Annotated in this window: 12 protein-coding genes; 7 read left to right on the forward strand and 5 right to left on the reverse strand. The window is 72.6% G+C overall.

The features are described 5' to 3' along the window. A partial coding sequence (locus IH48_RS0123310) for an RICIN domain-containing protein (protein WP_030907990.1) occupies positions 1 to 614 on the forward strand: 614 nt, incomplete at its 5' end. A gap of 60 nt (positions 615 to 674) precedes the next feature. Here IH48_RS0123310 and IH48_RS0123315 read toward each other — a convergent pair. The 3 genes from IH48_RS0123315 to IH48_RS0123325 are packed head-to-tail and all read right to left on the reverse strand — an operon-like array spanning position 675 to position 4,161. Continuing rightward, complete coding sequence (locus tag IH48_RS0123315) at positions 675 to 2,825, reverse strand: ATP-binding protein (protein ID WP_051840420.1); 2,151 nt, start codon at positions 2,823 to 2,825, stop codon at positions 675 to 677. Then, positions 2,822 to 3,502: a DUF4255 domain-containing protein gene (locus IH48_RS0123320; RefSeq protein WP_030907995.1), complete on the reverse strand. Its 681-nt coding sequence runs from the start codon at positions 3,500 to 3,502 to the stop codon at positions 2,822 to 2,824. Before IH48_RS0123320 ends, IH48_RS0123315 begins: the two co-directional genes overlap by 4 nt. After that, entirely contained in the window at positions 3,499 to 4,161 is a 663-nt protein-coding gene (locus IH48_RS0123325; RefSeq protein ID WP_078849964.1) for a response regulator transcription factor, read from the reverse strand. The genes IH48_RS0123320 and IH48_RS0123325 overlap by 4 nt, the downstream gene beginning before the upstream one ends. Before the next feature lie 262 nt (positions 4,162 to 4,423). Here IH48_RS0123325 and IH48_RS0123330 point away from each other — a divergent pair, with 262 nt between their 5' ends. Further along, positions 4,424 to 6,523 (forward strand): ATP-binding protein, encoded by a 2,100-nt coding sequence (locus IH48_RS0123330; RefSeq protein WP_030908001.1) that lies wholly within the window; start codon positions 4,424 to 4,426, stop codon positions 6,521 to 6,523. A gap of 26 nt (positions 6,524 to 6,549) precedes the next feature. On the opposite strand, the gene IH48_RS0123335 is transcribed toward IH48_RS0123330, so the two are convergent. Beyond that, positions 6,550 to 7,599, reverse strand: a complete 1,050-nt coding sequence (locus IH48_RS0123335) for a LacI family DNA-binding transcriptional regulator (RefSeq protein WP_030908005.1) — start codon at positions 7,597 to 7,599, stop codon at positions 6,550 to 6,552. A gap of 303 nt (positions 7,600 to 7,902) precedes the next feature. On the opposite strand from IH48_RS0123335, the gene IH48_RS0123340 reads away from it, so the two are divergent. The 5 genes from IH48_RS0123340 (at position 7,903) to IH48_RS0123360 (ending at position 15,599) form a co-directional block, all read left to right on the forward strand. Further along, complete coding sequence (locus IH48_RS0123340) at positions 7,903 to 9,213, forward strand: ABC transporter substrate-binding protein (protein ID WP_030908008.1); 1,311 nt, start codon at positions 7,903 to 7,905, stop codon at positions 9,211 to 9,213. Between the two features lie 20 nt (positions 9,214 to 9,233). Further along, positions 9,234 to 10,244 (forward strand): carbohydrate ABC transporter permease, encoded by a 1,011-nt coding sequence (locus IH48_RS0123345; protein WP_030908012.1) that lies wholly within the window; start codon positions 9,234 to 9,236, stop codon positions 10,242 to 10,244. A gap of 71 nt (positions 10,245 to 10,315) precedes the next feature. Further along, positions 10,316 to 11,161, forward strand: coding sequence for a carbohydrate ABC transporter permease (locus IH48_RS0123350; RefSeq protein WP_234434372.1), 846 nt, complete (start codon positions 10,316 to 10,318; stop codon positions 11,159 to 11,161). A 96-nt stretch (positions 11,162 to 11,257) separates the two neighbouring features. Further along, positions 11,258 to 12,511, forward strand: a complete 1,254-nt coding sequence (locus tag IH48_RS0123355; protein WP_030908018.1) for a glycoside hydrolase 5 family protein — start codon at positions 11,258 to 11,260, stop codon at positions 12,509 to 12,511. A 67-nt stretch (positions 12,512 to 12,578) separates the two neighbouring features. Further along, a complete protein-coding gene (locus IH48_RS0123360; protein ID WP_030908021.1) occupies positions 12,579 to 15,599 on the forward strand; it encodes an alpha-mannosidase in 3,021 nt (1,006 codons plus the stop codon). On the opposite strand, the gene IH48_RS0123365 is transcribed toward IH48_RS0123360, so the two are convergent. Continuing rightward, positions 15,583 to 16,890, reverse strand: a complete 1,308-nt coding sequence (locus tag IH48_RS0123365) for an MFS transporter (RefSeq protein ID WP_051840422.1) — start codon at positions 16,888 to 16,890, stop codon at positions 15,583 to 15,585. The genes IH48_RS0123360 and IH48_RS0123365 overlap by 17 nt on opposite strands. Between the last annotated feature and the right edge of the window lie 38 nt (positions 16,891 to 16,928).

Genomic DNA, 16,928 nt, shown 5'->3' on the forward strand with positions numbered 1-16,928 from the left:
CCTCACCACCCACCCCCACCTCAGCACCACCAAGCCCCACCCCCAACACCAGCAACTCCACAGGCGGCGGAGGCGGCGGCGGCAAGAAAAAGAAAAAGACCAACCCACTCGCCCGCGTACTCCTCGCCAACGGGACGACCAACGAGTGCGCCGCCCCGGAACCCCAGACGAAGGACGGCGACCTGAAGCAGGTCCGGCAGTACGACTGCAAGGTCCCCACCGACGAGACCCAGGTGTGGGGCGTGGAGACCGTGTTCAAGGGCCAGGGTCCTGGCAACGCCGACCTGGTCCAGATCCGCAATCTGAAGAGCGGCAACTGCCTGGACGTGCCGGGCAACGGTGCCGACGCGCACGGGACGCACCTCGATCTGTACCCGTGCACCAAGACGATGGACGACAACCAGCTCTGGTACCTGCACAAGGGCAAGGACACGGACAACCTCTACTGGATCCGCAACTACAAGAGCAACGGGCTGTGCCTGGACGTCTCCGGCTTCAAGAGCTCGGGCGACGACAAGGCCCCCGGCACGGTGCTGACCCTCTACCCGTGCAGCGACAACGACGACCAGGGCTGGAACCTCGTCAAGCAGCAGGCCGACGACAACCAGAACTGAGGGATCCCCGAGGGCGGAGGGAGCGCCCCGCGAGCCAGGGCTCGCGGGGCGCTTTCCGTCTCAGAAGCCCATCTCGCCAGGCACCAGGCGGCCCGCCTTGCGGTACTCGCGGCGGGCGCCGGCCAGCAGGTCGGCCGTGGTGACCGGCTCGCGCCGGCCGGCGGCCGTGTACGCGGCGGTGACCACCGCGCTGCGGATCGAGCCGCCCGCGAGCTCGAAGTCGCGGGCGCACTCGCCCGGGTCGATGCCGTCCGCGCACGGCACGTGGACGAGGCTGTGCCGCCACAGCGCGAGCCGCTGCTCGGCGTCGGGGAACGGGAAGTCGACGACGAGGTCGAGGCGGCGCGTGAAGGCGTCGTCGATGTTGGCCCGCAGGTTGGTGGTGAGCAGGGCGATGCCGCCGAACGCCTCCAGGCGCTGCAGCAGGTAGGCGCTCTCCATGTTGGCGTAGCGGTCGTGGGCGTCCTTGACCTCGGAGCGTTTGCCGAAGACGGCGTCGGCCTCGTCGAAGAGCAGCACGGCGTCGGTGCGGTCGGCCTCGGTGAAGATGCGCTCCAGGTTCTTCTCGGTCTCGCCGACGAACTTGTCGACGACGGAGGAGAGCTGGACGACATACAGGTCGAGGCCGAGGTCGGCGGCGACCACCTCGGCCGCGAGCGTCTTGCCCGTGCCGGAGTCCCCGGCGAACAGGCCGAGGACGCCGCGTCCGCGCCCGCCGCCGGCGCTCAGACGCCAGTCTCCGAGCACCCGGTCGCGGAAGCGGGCGCGCAGGGCCAGTTCCCGCAGGTGGCCGAGGGGCCCGTCCGGCAGCACGAGGTCGTCCCAGCCGACGGCCGGCCTGATCCTGCGGGCGTGCCGTTCGAGTCCTGAGGCCGACTGCTGGCGCGCGGCCAGGCGCAGGTGGTCGGGGGTCACCGGCGAGCCGTCGTAGGCGGCGCGGTCCAGGGCGGCCCTGGCGGCTCGGGCGATCCGGTCGCCGCCGAGGCGGTAGGGGCCGACGGTCTCGGCGAGGTCGAACCCGGGGTCCTCGCCGGCGCCGAGGCCGAGGGCCGCGGACCATGTCTCCGCGCGGCCGGAGGGCAGCCGGTCCACGTCGAGCACCAGCGGGTCGCGCTCGCACCAGTCCGGGTCGTACGGATTCGGCCCGGCCAGCACCACGGGGACGTCGCGCGCCGCGAGTGCACGCAGCAGCGGGCCCGGCCGCTCGGGCAGCGGTGACACGACGACCGCGCAGTCCACCAGCCGTGCCTCGCGCAGGAGTTCGGCCACGGGGCCGTGGCTGCCCGGCCGGCCGCCGCCGGTGGTGTCGGGGTCGTCGGGGCGCTGGTCCCCTCCGTCGGGCCGCTCGCCGCCGGAGTCGGGGGTGAAGTGCAGCGCGTCCCGACCGGCCGCGTTCAGCGCGGCTGCCGCGAACAGCAGGCCGTCGCCCTGGCGTTGTTCGCGCAGGTAGACGGTGAGCGGTCCCGCGGCGAGGTGTTTGGCGAGTTGGTGGGCCGCCTGCTCGCCGTCGCCGAAGAGGGCTCCGCCGGCGAAGGGCGGCAGGCCGCGCACGTACCCGTCGAGCGCGGCGTCCGGTGTGTCGTCGCCGAGCAGGTGCGCGGCGACCCGGTCCGGGACACGCAACGAGCGGCTGAGGAAGGGGCGTTCGGGGTCCTCCACGACGAGCAGCCCGCATGCGGACAGCGGCGCCGTGCGGTGGAAGGCGTCCCGCGCGTCCGCGTGGGTCGTGGGCAGCCCGCAGAGGTCGAGCGCGAGGCCCACGGTGGCCCGCCGGCGGGAGACGTCGTCGTTGAGGTACCCGTACAGCGGCTCGAAGCCGCGGTCGAGGTCGGGGGCGACGGCGATGAGCAGGACGGACACGTCGAAGGACGTGAGCCCGAGGCGCAGGGCGAGCCGGTGCAGGCGGTCCTCGGCGCCGGGTCCTGCCGGGGCGTCCACCGCGCGCTCGCCGTCCCGTGCCGGTTCGTCCGCCGTGGCACCCGCGTCGGGGGTGTCCCGCTCCGCCGGGCCGGGACCGGCCGCGCGCTGGAGATGGTGGCGCACGGCCTCGTCGGACAGGTAGAGCCCGCGCAGCGGGTCGGCCGCGGTGGGGTCGTCGGCCGACCGCGCCTCCACGAGCGCGGCGACCCGCTCGCGCAGCCGCGCGAGCCGGGCCAGCAGCGGAACCTCGGGGGCGTCGGCGGGTGCGGGGGCGTCGGCGCCGTCCGTCATCGCGAGCCTCCCTCCGGCAGCGCCGGCCCGGCGCGCAGCGGCTCGGGCCCGCCCGCGGTGAAGTGGCGCGACTGGTGCATGCGCTCGTCGTCCCGCAGCGGTCCGTCGATCTCCCGCGCGCGCACGATCGCGCCCTCGGTGACCGGCGGGCCCGCGTCGTAGTCCGGGTAGGCCGGGAACGGCACGGTGACCACGAGGTCGAGCGACGGCTTGAGCCCACCGCCGAGCGCGGACCAGATCTCCGCGAGCGAACGCGTCTCCGCCTGTATGCCGGAGACGGCCAGCGGCACGCTGTAGCCGACCGCCTGGAGCGAGGGGGGAAGTGCCTCGGGCGTCACGAGTTCGTGCGGCAGCAGAGTCGCCAACGCGGCCGACAGCAGGCGGTGTTCGTCCTCCGGCCGCTTCGTCCACGCCGTGATCAGGTAGGAGAGGCGGAACCAGCGGGGCGGCCTGCGCCTGCGCACGACGACGCCGCGCTCGTCGCGGACGTCGGTGATGCCGCGCTCGCGGCGCTTCACGTCCTCGCGCACGTCGTAGAGGAAGACGTCGAAGACGGGGGCGTTGCGGCGGGCCGCCCAGTCGCGGGTGGGGGCCTCGAAGGAGATCTCGACGTCGGCGCCGGTGAGCGCGCCGCCCTTGAGCAGTTTCTTCAGGAGGTCGTCCACTTCGTGGATCACGAGATGTACCCCTCGCGCAGGGCGTAGGCCACCGCGTGCGCCCGGTTGCGCAGCGCGAGCCGCGTGGTCACTCCTTGCATGATGTTCTTCACGGTCCGTTCGGAGTAGGAGAGTTTGCCGGCTATCTCCCCGGTGCCCATGCCTTCGGCGACGAGCCTGAGGACGTCGATCTCGCGGGGGGTCAGGCCGGACGGCTGGACGCCGGAGGCGCCCGCCGCGCTGGATCGGAGGGTGCCGACCTGGCTGACCAGGCGGCCGATCAGGTCGGACGGCAGGTCGCCCTCGCCGCGGTGGGCCGCGAGCACCGCACGCAGCAGCCGCTGGCCGGTGGCCTCGTGGCGCCAGACGATGGTGCCGACCCCGCACTCGATGACGTCGAGCAGCTCAGCCTCGCGGATCAGGCTGACGACCAGCACCGCGTGCAGGCCGTTGGAGCGGATGAGGCGGCGCAGCAGCGCCAGGACGGCCGGGTCGAGGGACTCGGCGAGCAGCACGGCGACACCGTCGCCCTGGGCGTCGGCCTCGTCCACCAGGTCGAGCACCGGGTGCTGTCTGAGCTGGCTGATCGTCCCTTCGCGCGAGATCGGGTCGGGCGCGTGGACGACTACCGGGATCCGCTTCTCGGGTTCCGTCGTGGTCGACCGCAAAGAGCCGTGCAATTTCCCTCCCTGTCAAGCGAGATCGTACGTCAGCCCGATACGGCGACACGGACGCGGGAAATGGCCTTTGCGGTTGCGATATCGCCAAGGAATTACCTCGAAACTGCCCACAAACCCGCTCAAAGGACCGCTCACTCCACTGCTCACGACACGCTCACCACCCGCCCATGAAGCCAAACACATGCCGCGTGCCGCAGCACCCCCGCCCCGTCGGCCCCACCCGGCCCGTGTTCAAATGGGGAGACCAGGGAGGGAACTTCAGATGGCGCCGACCGGCAGCCGGCCGCCCGCGAGCCTGGGTGAGCACCTCGACGCCGCCCGCTCCAGGGCCTTCGTCGGGCGCGCCCGCGAGTTGGCCCTTTTCCGCTCCGTACTCACGGGTTCTGCACACCAATTCAACGTGATGTTCCTCACCGGGCCAGGCGGAATCGGGAAGTCCGCATTGCTGCGCCGTTACGCCGGCGAGGCACGTGCGGCGGGCCGCGCGGTGGTCCGTGTCGACGCGCGTACCGGCGGGGCCGACCCGGCGTCGTTCGAAGCCGGCGCGGCCCGCGTCCTCACCGAGGCCGGCACCGTTCTGCTGGTCGACGCGGTGGAGTCGCGCCCGTGTCTGGAGGACTGGCTGCGCGAGGAGTTCCTGCCCCGGCTGCCACCCGGCGTGGTGGTGGTCATCGCGGGACGCAGGCCGCCGGGGGACGCCTGGCGGGGCGACCCGGGCTGGCACGAGGTGCTGCGCGTACTCGCCCTGTCCGGGCTGCCGCGCGCCGACGCGTTCGCGCTGCTGGACGCGCGCGGCGTGGCGCGTGACCGGCAGCCCGGCATCGTCTCCTTCGCCGGCGGCAACCCGCTGGCCCTCTCGCTGGCGGCCGAGGCGGCCGGACCCGACGAGGCGGCCGGTCCCGGCGAGGCGGCCGGACCCGACGAGGCGGTGCGGCCCGGCGCGTGGTCCCCGGCGCAGGGCCTGATCACCACCCTGGTGTCCCGGATCGTGGGCGAGGTGCCCTCGCCCGAGCACCGCCGGGCGCTGGAGGTCTGCGCCTACGTGCAGGTGACGACGGAGGAGCTGCTGCGGGCCGCGCTGCCGGGGGCCGACGCCTCCGCCCTGTTCGCGTGGCTGCGGGGACTTCCGTTCATCGAGGCGGGCCCGCACGGGCTCGGGCCGCACGACGTGGTGCGCGAAATCCTCGACGCCGACCTGCGGTGGCGCGACCCGCAGCGCCACGACGCGATGGGCCGGCGGATCCTCGCCCACCTCACCGAGCGGCTGCGGCAGCAGGCCGTGCCGGGACCGGCCGGCGCCGCGTCCGTCCGCGCCCTGTCGGCGGCGGTGCTCCGCCTCCGGCGCGAGACGTTCCGCGGCCGGCCCTGCGCGACGCGGCCGCACGAGGCGTACGAGGACGCGTTGCGCCCCGAGGACCGCGCCGCCGTCCTCGGCCTGCTCGCGGACCGTGGCGGTGCACAGGAGGTGGCCGTCGCCCGCCACTGGCTCGGCGTCCAGCCCGGCGCCTTCACCGTGTACCGCTCGACGGCCACGGGCGAGCTGACCGGGTTCATGGCATGGCTGCGGCTGCCGGGGCCCCGGGCCGCGGACACGGCGGCCGACCCGGTGGCGGCGCGCGCCTGGGCGCACGCGGTGCGGACGGTGCCGCCTGCGGCGGGCGAGCACTTGGCGATCGCCAGGTTCGCCGTGCGGCGCGCCGATGACCCGTCGGCGGAGGAGCTCCTCATGTCGGCGCGGGTGGTGGCCGAGTTCCTCGGCGGTCCCGGCCTCGCCTGGACGTACTTCGTGGTCGGGGACAGCGGGGCGTTTCAGCGGTCCGCGCCCCTCGCCGGGCTGGCCACGCTGCCTCCTGTGCGGGTCGGCGACCGGCTGCACGGGCTCCTCGCCTCCGACCGGCGCGCGCTGTCGACCGATGAAGTCCTCAGCCGGATGCGGCAGATGACGTACGCGCCCGATGAGCGGCGCCCGGCGGACGGCCGGCGGCCCGCGGGCCCGGGGCAGTCGATGGCCCGCCCGGATTTCGACGCGGCCGTGCGCGACGCGCTGCGCTCCTGGCACCGGCCGGACGCGCTGGCGGCCAATCCACTCGCGCGCGGTGGCCCCCACGCTGCCGGTGGCGCCGACAGGGCGGAGTCCCTGCGCGGGTTGCTGGCGCGCGCCGTGGACCGGCTGCGAGGCGACCGGCAGGGCGACAAGCTGCACCGAGCCGTGTCGGCCGCGTTCTTCGAGGGCCCGGTGACGCAGGAGGCGGCGGCCGAGCGGCTCGGCATACCGTTCAGCACGTACCGACGCCACCTGGCACGCGGCCTCGCGCGCGTCTGCGAACTGCTGTGGCACGGCGACGCGCGCCCCGGCGGCTGACGCGCCCGCCGCCCCTGCTCCGCGTCCTACTCCGCGTCCTTCGCGACCCCCGTGGACTCCCGCTCGATCAGCCGAGGCACCGGTACCTGGACGGTGCGGGCCGGGCCACCGTCCAGCAGAGCGAGCAGTTCCGTCGCCGCCGTGCGGCCGAAGGCGAGCGTGTCCCGGGTCAGCGCGGACAGCCAGGGGTGGACCATCCGGCACAGCGCCGAGTCCTCCCAGGCGACGATGGACACATCGCGCGGCACGGAGAACCCGAGCGCCGAGGCCGCGGCGACCCCGGCGACGGCCATCACGTCGTTGTCGTACACGAGCGCCGTCGGCGGGTCGGGCGCGCCGAGCACGCTGCGGGCCGCGGCCGCGCCCTCCGCGTCCGAGTAGTCGGTGGTCAGGGACCGCACACCGGTGAGGCCGAGCCGTTCCGCCTCGCCGCGCAGCGTCCTGATGCGGCGTTCGGTGTGCGCGAGCCCCGGCAGGCCCGCGATGTGCACGATGTGGCGGTGGCCGAGCGCGTGGAGCCGGTCCACGACGGCGGCCATCGCGCCGGCGTCGTCCGCCCACACCGTCGACAGACCCGGCCCGTGCTGCCCGGGCACACCGCCGATGATGACGCCCGGCAGGCCGAGTTCGGCGAGCAGTTGCGGGCGCGGGTCGTCGGTGCGCGGGTCGACCACGAGCACACCGTCCACCCTGCGCTCGGCCCACCACCTGCGGTACACCTCGCACTCGTCCTCCACCCCGTCCACCACCTGGAACAGCAGGCCGAGATGACGGGACGCCAGCCCCTCCTGGATGCCGGAGATGAGCTGCAGGAAGAACGAGTCGACGCCCAGGGTGTCGGCGGGACGGGCCACCACGAGGCCCACCGTCGCGGACCCCTCGCCGGAGAGCTGCCGGGCGGCGGCGCTCGGCCGCCAGCCGAGTTGGCTCGCGACGCGCCGCACCCGGTCGCGGGTGACCTCCGAGACGCCGGGGCGGTCGTTGAGAGCGAACGACACCGCGCTCTCCGACACCCCGGCGCGCTGGGCGATGTCCTTCATCGTCGGACGCCGCGGGGACGTGCGTCGAACCGCCATGCGTGTCCCCCTGGGTGACCGTCGGAAGCGCCAGCCTAGCGCATGCCTCTTCCGATACTAAAGCGCTTGAGTCGCCGAGCGGTCCACTCGTGCCTAAAGCGCATTAGTTCATGATCTCTTGAGACCAACATACGGCTCTGACCTGCATGTTTACCAGAGGTGCACTTTCTCGCCCCGCGAATCCATTGACTTTTCACCACCGAGCCGTGCAAGGTCTGCCCCGCAGCAATTCGCCGCCGCGGGGCCAGAGCCCGGCGAGCGGATGCCGCGTCACGCCCGGGTTGAGCAAAGGAGCCGTTTGCCGTGCGCTTTTCCAGCAGAGTCCCCCAGAGGGCGGCCGTCGCCGCCGCCGCGGTAGCCGTCCTCCTGCCCCTGAGCGCCTGCGGCGGATCCGGCGGCTCGGGCGGCTCCTCGACCTCCGGCTCCGGCAAGATCGACGGGTCGATCACGTTCCAGACGTGGAACCTGAAGACGGGCTACAAGTCGTACTTCAACACCCTCATAGCCGGCTTCGAGAAGAAGTACCCCGGCACGCACGTGAAGTGGGTCGACCAGCCCGCCGACAACTACGCCGACAAGCTCAGCGCCGACGCCTCGGGCGGCACGCTCCCCGACGTCGTCAACGTCTCCCCCGACCTCGGCGCCCCGCTCGCCAAGGCCGGCCTCGCGCTCGACCTCGACAGCGACCCGGCCGCCGCCAAGTACAAGAAGGAGTACCTGCCGGGGGCCTGGCAGAGCAGCCAGGTGCCCGGCATGAAGGGCACCTACGCCTTCCCCTGGTACCTCAACACCGGTCCGATGTTCTACAACAAGGCGCTGTTCAAGAAGGCCGGGCTCGACCCGAACAAGCCGCCGCTGACGTACGACCAGATGTTCAGCGACGCGCTGACGATGGCGAAGAAGAGCGGCGGCAAGGTCGCCACGCTCGCCAACGTGCCCACCATCGAGGACTTCGGCCGCTACGGCGTGAAGATCATGAACAGCAAGGGCGACGGCTTCACCTTCAACGGGTCCAAGGGCGTCAAGCTGCTGACCGAGTACGTGAAGCTCTACAAGGCGCACGCGCTCGACCCGCAGGCCCTGACCGCGACGCCGGACTCGGCGGGCCAGAAGTTCCTGACGCAGGCCGTCGCGATGAACCCCGGCAGCGCCCTCGACCTGGGCCACTTCAAGACGCAGGCCCCGTCGCTCTACAAGAACATCGGCATCACGCCGCAGATCACCAGCACCGGCAAGGTCAACATGTACGTGATGGGCCTGATGGTGAACGCCAAGACCAAGAACAAGGCCACGTCGATCGCGTTCGCGCACTACGTGACCGACGCGAAGAACCAGCTGTCGTTCGCCAAGAAGGCCGCGATCTTCCCGAGCACCGCGGGCACGCTCGACGACCCGTACTTCACCAAGGAGGACGGCACCGACACCGCCCGTGTCCGTGTCGCCGCCGCCAAGTCACTGAAGACGGCGGTGAATTACACCCCGGTCGTCTTCAGCGACCAGATGAAGACGGAGCTCGGCAACGAGGTCGCCAAGGCGCTGCAGGGCAAGGAGTCCCCGCAGGCCGCGCTCGACGCCGCCGTCAAGTCCTGCGACCAGCTGCTCAAGCAGTCCTGAGGGCGGGAGCGTCCCTCGACATGAGCAGCCCCACCGCAAGGCCCGCCACCGCCGCCGGATCCGCCGCCGGCGCGGGGGCGGGCCGCAGGGCCGGCGCAGGCCCCGCGTCCGGCCGCCGCTTCGGGCCGAGAGCCCCCGGCGGCCCCTCGGCCGCACGCCGCGCGCGGCGCCATCTCCCGTCCACGCCGTGGCTGTTCGCCGCGCCCGGTCTCGTGGTCGTGTGCGCCTTCGTCCTCTACCCGTTCGTCTCCACGCTCGTCGACTCCTTCACCGACCGCCGCGCCCTGGTGGCGGGCCACTGGGTGGGGCTGGCGAACTTCACGGAGATGCTGCACGACGACGCGTTCTGGATCGGGCTGCGCAACAGCGCGCTCTACATGGTCGTGGTCGTCCCCGCCCTGGTGGTGCTGCCGCTGCTGCTTGCCCTGCTGGTGCACAAGAAGATCCCGGGCATCGGGTTCTTCCGCAGCGCCTTCTACACGCCGGTGGTCGCCTCGATCGTCGTGGTCGGGCTGATCTGGGTGTGGATGCTGGACGACCGCGGCCTGATCAACTCGGTGCTCGAAGCAGTGGGGATCGGCAAGGTCGGCTTCCTCAGCGACCAGTGGCTGCTCCTCTTGAGCGCCATGTTCGTGACGGTGTGGAAGGGCCTCGGCTACTACATGATCATCTACCTCTCGGCGCTCGCGAACGTGCCGCGTGAGCTGCACGAGGCAGCGTCGGTCGACGGCGCGGGCGCGTTCCGCCGCTTCCTGACCGTGACGGTGCCCGCGGTGCGCTCCACGATGGTCCTGGTGGGCGCGCTCTCCTCGGTCGCCGCGTTCAAGGTGTTCTCCGAGGTCTACGTGATGGCGGGGCCCAAGGGCGGCCCCGCGGGCGAGGACACCACGCTCGTCATGCTCGTGGAGCGCACCGGAACCGGCCTGACCGGCCGCGTCGGCTACGCGTCCGCCATCTCCGTCGTCGTCTTCGTCATCACACTCGGCCTGATGCTGCTCGTGCTGCGCGCCGACCGCAAGGAGGACGCGTGACCACCGTCGACGACCGCACCGCCGCCGCGCCCCGCACGAAGGGCCGGGCCCGTGGCGCCCGCCGCTCGCGCCTGACCGACGAGCACGGGCGCCGGATCGCCCCGTGGGAGCTGGTCGTGCGCTACCTGCTGCTCGTCGCCGTACTGGCCCTGACCGTGGGCCCGTTCGTCTGGCAGCTGTCCACATCCCTGAAGGGGCCGACGGAGGACATCTTCAGCACGCCGCCGAAGTTCCTGCCCTCGCACCCCACCCTGCACAACTACTCGCGCGTCTCCGACACCATCCCGGTGTGGAACTACGCGCTCAACTCGCTGAAGGTCGCGGTCGCCAACGTCGTGACGAACTGCCTCGGCGCGGCGCTCGCCGGGTACGCCATCGCCCGGCTGCGCTACCGCGGGCGCAGGCTGCTCACGCTGGTGTTCATCGTGGCGATGCTCGTGCCGGTCGAGGGCATCGTCATCGCCCAGTTCCAGACGATGCGTTCGCTCGGCCTGAACAACACGCTGCTCGGTGTGGTGCTGCCCGGGTGCGTCGGCGCGATGAACATCCTGCTGATGCGCAACGCGTTCCTGCACCTGCCGCAGGAGGTGGACGAGGCCGCCATCGTCGACGGCGCGAACGCCTGGCAGCGGTTCACACGCATCGCGCTGCCCTCGGTCAAGGGCACGCTCGCCGTCGTCGCGATCTTCGCCTTCATGGGGTCGTGGGACGACTTCCTGTGGCCGCTGATCGTGCTCAGCGACTCGTCCAAGTTCACCCTCACCATCGGCCTCAACTACCTGCACGGCACGTTCGCCGACGACCAGCGCCTGGTCGCCGCGGGAACGATCATCGCCGTCGTGCCGCTGATCGTGCTGTTCGCCTGCCTCCAGCGGTTCTTCTTCCGGGGCGTCGGGGAGGGCGCGGTCAAGGGCTGACGAGGCCGGGACGACCGTCCCGCCGCCCCCGCACGCCGCGCTCCCCCACCCCGGCCCGCACTCCCCCACCCCCGCACCACGAGACCAGGACCGTCCATGCCCCCTGCCGTCCGCTTCGGCGTCAACTACACCCCGAGCCAGGGGTGGTTCCACCACTGGCTCGACTTCGACCTCGACGCCGTACGCGCCGACCTCGACGCGATCGCCGGGCTCGGCCTCGACCACATCAGGGTCTTCCCGGTGTGGCCGTACTTCCAGCCCAACCGGACGCTGATCAGGCGCCGCGCCGTCGAGCAGCTCGTCGCGCTCGCCGACGCGGCCGCGGAACGCGGGCTCGACGTCAACGTCGACGGCCTCCAGGGCCACCTGTCCAGCTTCGACTTCCTGCCCGCGTGGACGCGGACCTGGCACCGCCGCAACCTGTTCACCGACGAGGACGTCGTCGAGGGCCAGGCCGCCTACCTGCGCACGCTGGCCGCCGCGCTCGCCGACCGGCCCAACTTCATCGGCATGACGCTCGGCAACGAGGTCGCGCAGTTCGCCGCGGGCCCGCACCCCGACCCCGACCGCATCACCACCGGGCAGGCCGGCGCCTGGCTGGAGCGGATGCTGGCGGCCTGCGCGCAGGGCGCGCCCGGCGCCGCGCACCTGCACGCCGAGTACGACGCCTCCTGGTACCAGGACGACCAGCCGTTCACACCGGCGCACGCGGCGCGCCTCGGCGCCATGACGGCCGTCCACTCCTGGGTGTTCAACGGCGCGGCGCAGCGCCACGGCCGCGCGGGCGCGGCGACCACCGGGCACGCCGCCTACCTGATCGAGCTGTCCAAGGCGTGGGCGGACGAGCCGCACCGCCCGGTGTGGCTGCAGGAGGTCGGCGCGCCCGCGCCGCTGATCCCGCCCGAGCACGCGGCCGGCTTCACGGCCGCGACGATCGCGGGCGCACTCGACTGCACTGACCTGTGGGGCGTCACCTGGTGGTGCTCGCACGACGTGTCGCGCTCGCTCGCCGACTTCCCCGAGCTCGAGTACGGGCTCGGCCTGCTGGCCTCGGACGGTGCCGTCAAGCCGGCCGGTGAGGCGGTCGCTCGCGCCGCACGTGAGGCGCGCGCCACGCCGCCGGCCCCGAAGCCCCGCACGACCGCGCTGGTCGTGGACGTCGGCGACGACGACACGGCGCCGCACCGGTCGGTCTGCGCGCCGGGCGGCCGCGTCTTCGAGGCGTTCGCCCGGCTGAGCGAGGACGGGGCGCGGCCCACGACGGTGCTCGCGAGCCGGGCCGACGACAAGCAGCACCTGGCGGGGCGCGGGATCACCGAGGTCGTCACGCCGGACGCTGTGACAGGCTGAGCCGTCAGCACGACCCGGACCGGCACGACCACCAGTACCACCACCAGCAGCAACGGAGCCACCTCTCATGCATGACGACCGCTCTCTGGTCGAGGCCCGCCTCAAGCGCGTACTCGACGAGCGCATCAGGCCCGCCGTATACCCCGAGGCCGTGCCGCTCGACGTGGCCGTGTGGACCGCGCCGGGCGAACCGGTCCCCGTGGCCGAGGGCCTGGCCGCCGAGGTCTCCCCCATCGCGGTGGGCGACCGCTGGGGCGCCCCGTGGGGCACCAGCTGGTTCCGGGTGACGGGCACCGTGCCGGCGGCGTGGGCGGGCCGGGCCGTGGAGGCCGTACTCGACCTCGGCTTCGACGAGAACATGCCGGGCTTCCAGTGCGAGGGCCTGGTCTACCGGCCCGACGGGACGCCGGTGAAGGGCCTCAACCCGCGCAACCAGTGGGTGCGCGTCGCCGACCGCGCCGAGGGCGGCGAGCAGGTGCGGCTGCATGTCGAGGCCGCGTCCAACCCCGTCGTCCTCGACTACCACCCGTTCCTGCCGACGCGGCTCGGCGACAAGGAGACGGCGGGCGACGAGCCGCAGTACCGGCTCGCCCGCATGGACCTGGCGGTCTTCGACGAGACCGTCTGGCAGCTCGTGATGGACCTGGAGGTGCTCGGCGAGCTGATGGCCGAGCTGCCCGTCGAGGGCAGCCGCCGCTGGGAGGTCCTGCGCGCCGTGGGCCGTGCGCTGGACGCCGTCGACCTCCAGGACGTGAACGGCACGGCGTCGGCCGCGCGCGCCGAGCTGGAAGGCGTGCTCGCCGAGCCCGCGCACCCGGCCGCGCACCGGATCAGCGCGGTGGGCCACGCGCACATCGACTCGGCGTGGCTGTGGCCGCTGCGCGAGACGGTGCGCAAGGTGGCGCGTACGACGTCGAACATGACGGCGCTGCTGGCCGCCGAGCCGGACTTCGTCTTCACCATGTCGCAGGCCCAGCAGTGGGCGTGGGTCAAGGAGCACCGGCCCGAGGTGTGGGCGAAGGTCGTGGAGGCCGTCGCGGAGGGCAGGTTCGTGCCGGCGGGCGGCATGTGGGTGGAGTCCGACACCAACATGCCGGGTTCCGAGGCGATGGCACGGCAGTTCGTGCACGGCAAGCGGTTCTTCCTCGACGAGTTCGGCGTCGAGAACGACGAGGCGTGGCTGCCCGACACGTTCGGCTTCGCGGCGGGCCTGCCGCAGATCATCAAGGCGGCCGGCTCCAAGTGGCTGCTGACGCAGAAGATCTCGTGGTCGACCACGAACAAGTTCCCGCACCACACCTTCCGCTGGGAGGGCATCGACGGCACACGGATCTTCACGCACTTCCCGCCCGTCGACACCTACAACTGCTCGATGAAGGGCAGCGAGATCGCCCACGCCGAGCGGAACTTCAAGGACAAGGGCGTCGCACGGCACTCGCTCGCGCCCACCGGCTGGGGCGACGGCGGCGGCGGCACGACGCGCGAGATGGTCGCGAAGGCGGCGCGGCTGCGTGACCTGAACGGCTCCGCGCGGGTGGTCTGGGAGAAGCCGGCGGACTTCTTCGCCAAGGCCGAGGCCGAGTACCCGGACCCGCCGGTGTGGGTGGGCGAGCTCTACCTGGAGCTGCACCGCGCCACCCTGACGAGCCAGGCGGGCACCAAGCAGGGCAACCGGCGCAGCGAGCACCTGCTGCGCGAGGCCGAGCTGTGGGCCGCCACGGCGGCGGTGCGCGCCGGACACCCCTACCCCTACGAGCAGTTGGACCGGATCTGGAAGACGGTGCTGCTGCACCAGTTCCACGACATCCTGCCCGGCTCGTCCATCGCGTGGGTGCACCGCGAGGCCCGCGCCACCTACGCCGCCGTCGCGGCGGAGCTGACCGGGATCATCGACGCCGCGCAGCGCGCGCTCGCGGGCGAGGGCACCAGGACGCTGGTGTTCAACGGCGCCCCGCACACCCGTGACGGCGTGGCCGCGGGCGGGGCCTCGTCGCCCGCGCTCGACGGCGGCGCGGCCGTCGGCAGCAGGGCGGAGGGCGGTTTCGTCCTCGACAACGGGCTGCTGCGGGTGGAGGTCGACGAGCGAGGTCTCGTGGTGTCGGCGTACGACATCGCGTCGGGCCGCGAGGCGGTGGCGCCCGGCCGGGCGGCCAACCTGCTCCAGCTGCACCCGGACTTCCCGAACCAGTGGGACGCGTGGGACGTGGACGCGTTCTACCGCAACACGGGGGCCGACCTGACGGACGTCGACGAGCTGGCCGCGCTGCCGGACGGCTCCGGGGTGCGGATCGTGCGCTCGTTCGGCGCGTCGAAGGCCACCCAGACGCTCACGCTCGCGGCGGGCAGCGGCCGGCTCGACATCGCCACCGAGGTGGACTGGCACGAGACGGAGAAGTTCCTCAAGCTGGCCTTCCCGCTCGACGTGCACGCCGAACGCTACGCGTCCGAGACGCAGTTCGGGCACGTGTACCGGCCCACGCACACCAACACCAGCTGGGAGTGGGCAAAGTTCGAGGCGTGCAACCACCGCTTCGTCCACCTGGAGGAGCCGGGCTGGGGCATCGCGCTCGTCAACGACTCCACGTACGGGCACGACGTGACGCGCACGGTGCGCGAGGACGACGGCGGCACGACGACGACGGTGCGCGCGTCCCTGCTGCGCGCCCCGCGCTTCCCCGACCCGGAGACGGACCAGGGCGTGCACCGCTTCCACCACGCGCTGGTGCCGGGCGCCACGGTCGGCGACGCGGTGCGCGAGGGCTACCGCGTCAACCTGCCCGAGCGGCGCGTCGAGGGCGGGCAGGACGTGGCACCGCTGTTCGCCGTCACCGACGACGCGGTGGTCGTCACGGCCGTCAAGCTGGCCGACGACGGCAGCGGCGACGTGGTCGTGCGCTTCCACGAGGCGCGCGGCGGGCGGGCGACGGCGACCCTGACGGCCGGCTTCCCGGTGGCCGGCGCGGTCGCGACGGACCTGCTTGAGCGCCCCCTGGCGGACCCCCCTGCCCCCGAGCGCACGGGGGGCGCGGTGACGGTGTCACTGCGCCCCTTCGAGCTGCGCACGCTGCGTTTCACGCCGCGTTCTTGATCTCGCGGGGCATGATCAGGGCTGAGGCGACGGCGGGGGCCGCACCGATGAGGAGCATGACCACCGGCCAGGAGGACGCCGAGAGCAGGGCGGGGATGAGGAGCGGTGTGATGAAGGCACCGCCGAAGACGAGCGTGTTCTCCAGACCGAGTGCGGTGCCGGACCGCTCCGCGCCCGCCATCGTCGCCACCTCCGCGTAGTGGACTCCGTGCCAGCCGCACGCCAGGATGCCGGAGACGACCAGGAGCGCGGCGACGAGAGGAGCCGGGGCGGACTGCAGGGCAGCGATGCCGACGAAGCCCGCTGCGATGACCCAGCTGTACACCGTGACGAGCGTGCGCCGGTTGCGCCCGCCGCGCCGATCGGTCCAGCGGCCGCCCCAGACGCGGGAGACCGCGCTCAAGACCTGGACGATGACCAGGAGAGTGGCGATGTGACTCAGCGCCATGTGCTTGACGGTGTGCAGGTAGACCGAACCGAAGGTCAGCACGGTGAACTGGGGCAGGTCCAGCAGGAAGGCCGTGATCGTCATGCGCCAGATGTCCCAGCGCCTGAGCGGGTTGCGGATGGTCACGCCGGTTCGGGCCCCCTTGGGGCCGGTCTTGGCCAGGGGCGGCTCGTCCAGCCACAGGATCACCGCGACCGTTGCCAGGAGTGAGAAAGCCGTCAGGAAGAGGAACACCCAGCGGAATCCGCCCGCCATCGCCAGCGGGGGCAGCACGGCGGCCCCGATCGCGCCGCCGGCGGGGACGGCCGCGACCCGGAGGCTGATGGCGAAGCCGCGCTTGTTCTTGGGGAACCAGCCCATGACCGCACGACCCGACGCCCCGTTGACGCACCCGCCCAGGACGCCGGCGAGGAAGAGCATCCCCGACAGTTGCCAGAAGCCCGGCGTGCTGCCTCCGCCCGGCACCAGGAAGATCATGAGGGCGGCCAGGCACAGGGTCATACCGCTGAGGCCGGCGATCAGCACCTTCCGCTCGCCGATGCGGTCGGAAAGCATCCCCCACAGAACATCAGTGGCAAAGGCACCACAGGTGACGGCGGCCAGGACGATGCCGAGGTGGGCCGCAGTCAGCCCGTAGGCCGTCTGCAGGAGGCTCCCTGCCGTGGGAATCCCCTGGAACAGCGCGCTGAAGGCGGCTTGGGCCGCGATGCCGATCGCGAGGATGGCCCACTTGTAGCCGGGCGTGTGTGCCTTGCCCGACTGCCCGACCAGGACGTCGGCCGGCGGGGTGGGAGCGGCGGGGGCGGGCGAGGACTGGGGGGTGAGAATGGTCTGCTCGGACACGAGTGTCTCCTGCAAGCGAGTGGGGCGAGGCACGAGGG

The organism is Streptomyces sp. NRRL F-5126 (assembly GCF_000721265.1).
Classification (GTDB): Bacteria; Actinomycetota; Actinomycetes; order Streptomycetales; family Streptomycetaceae; genus Streptomyces.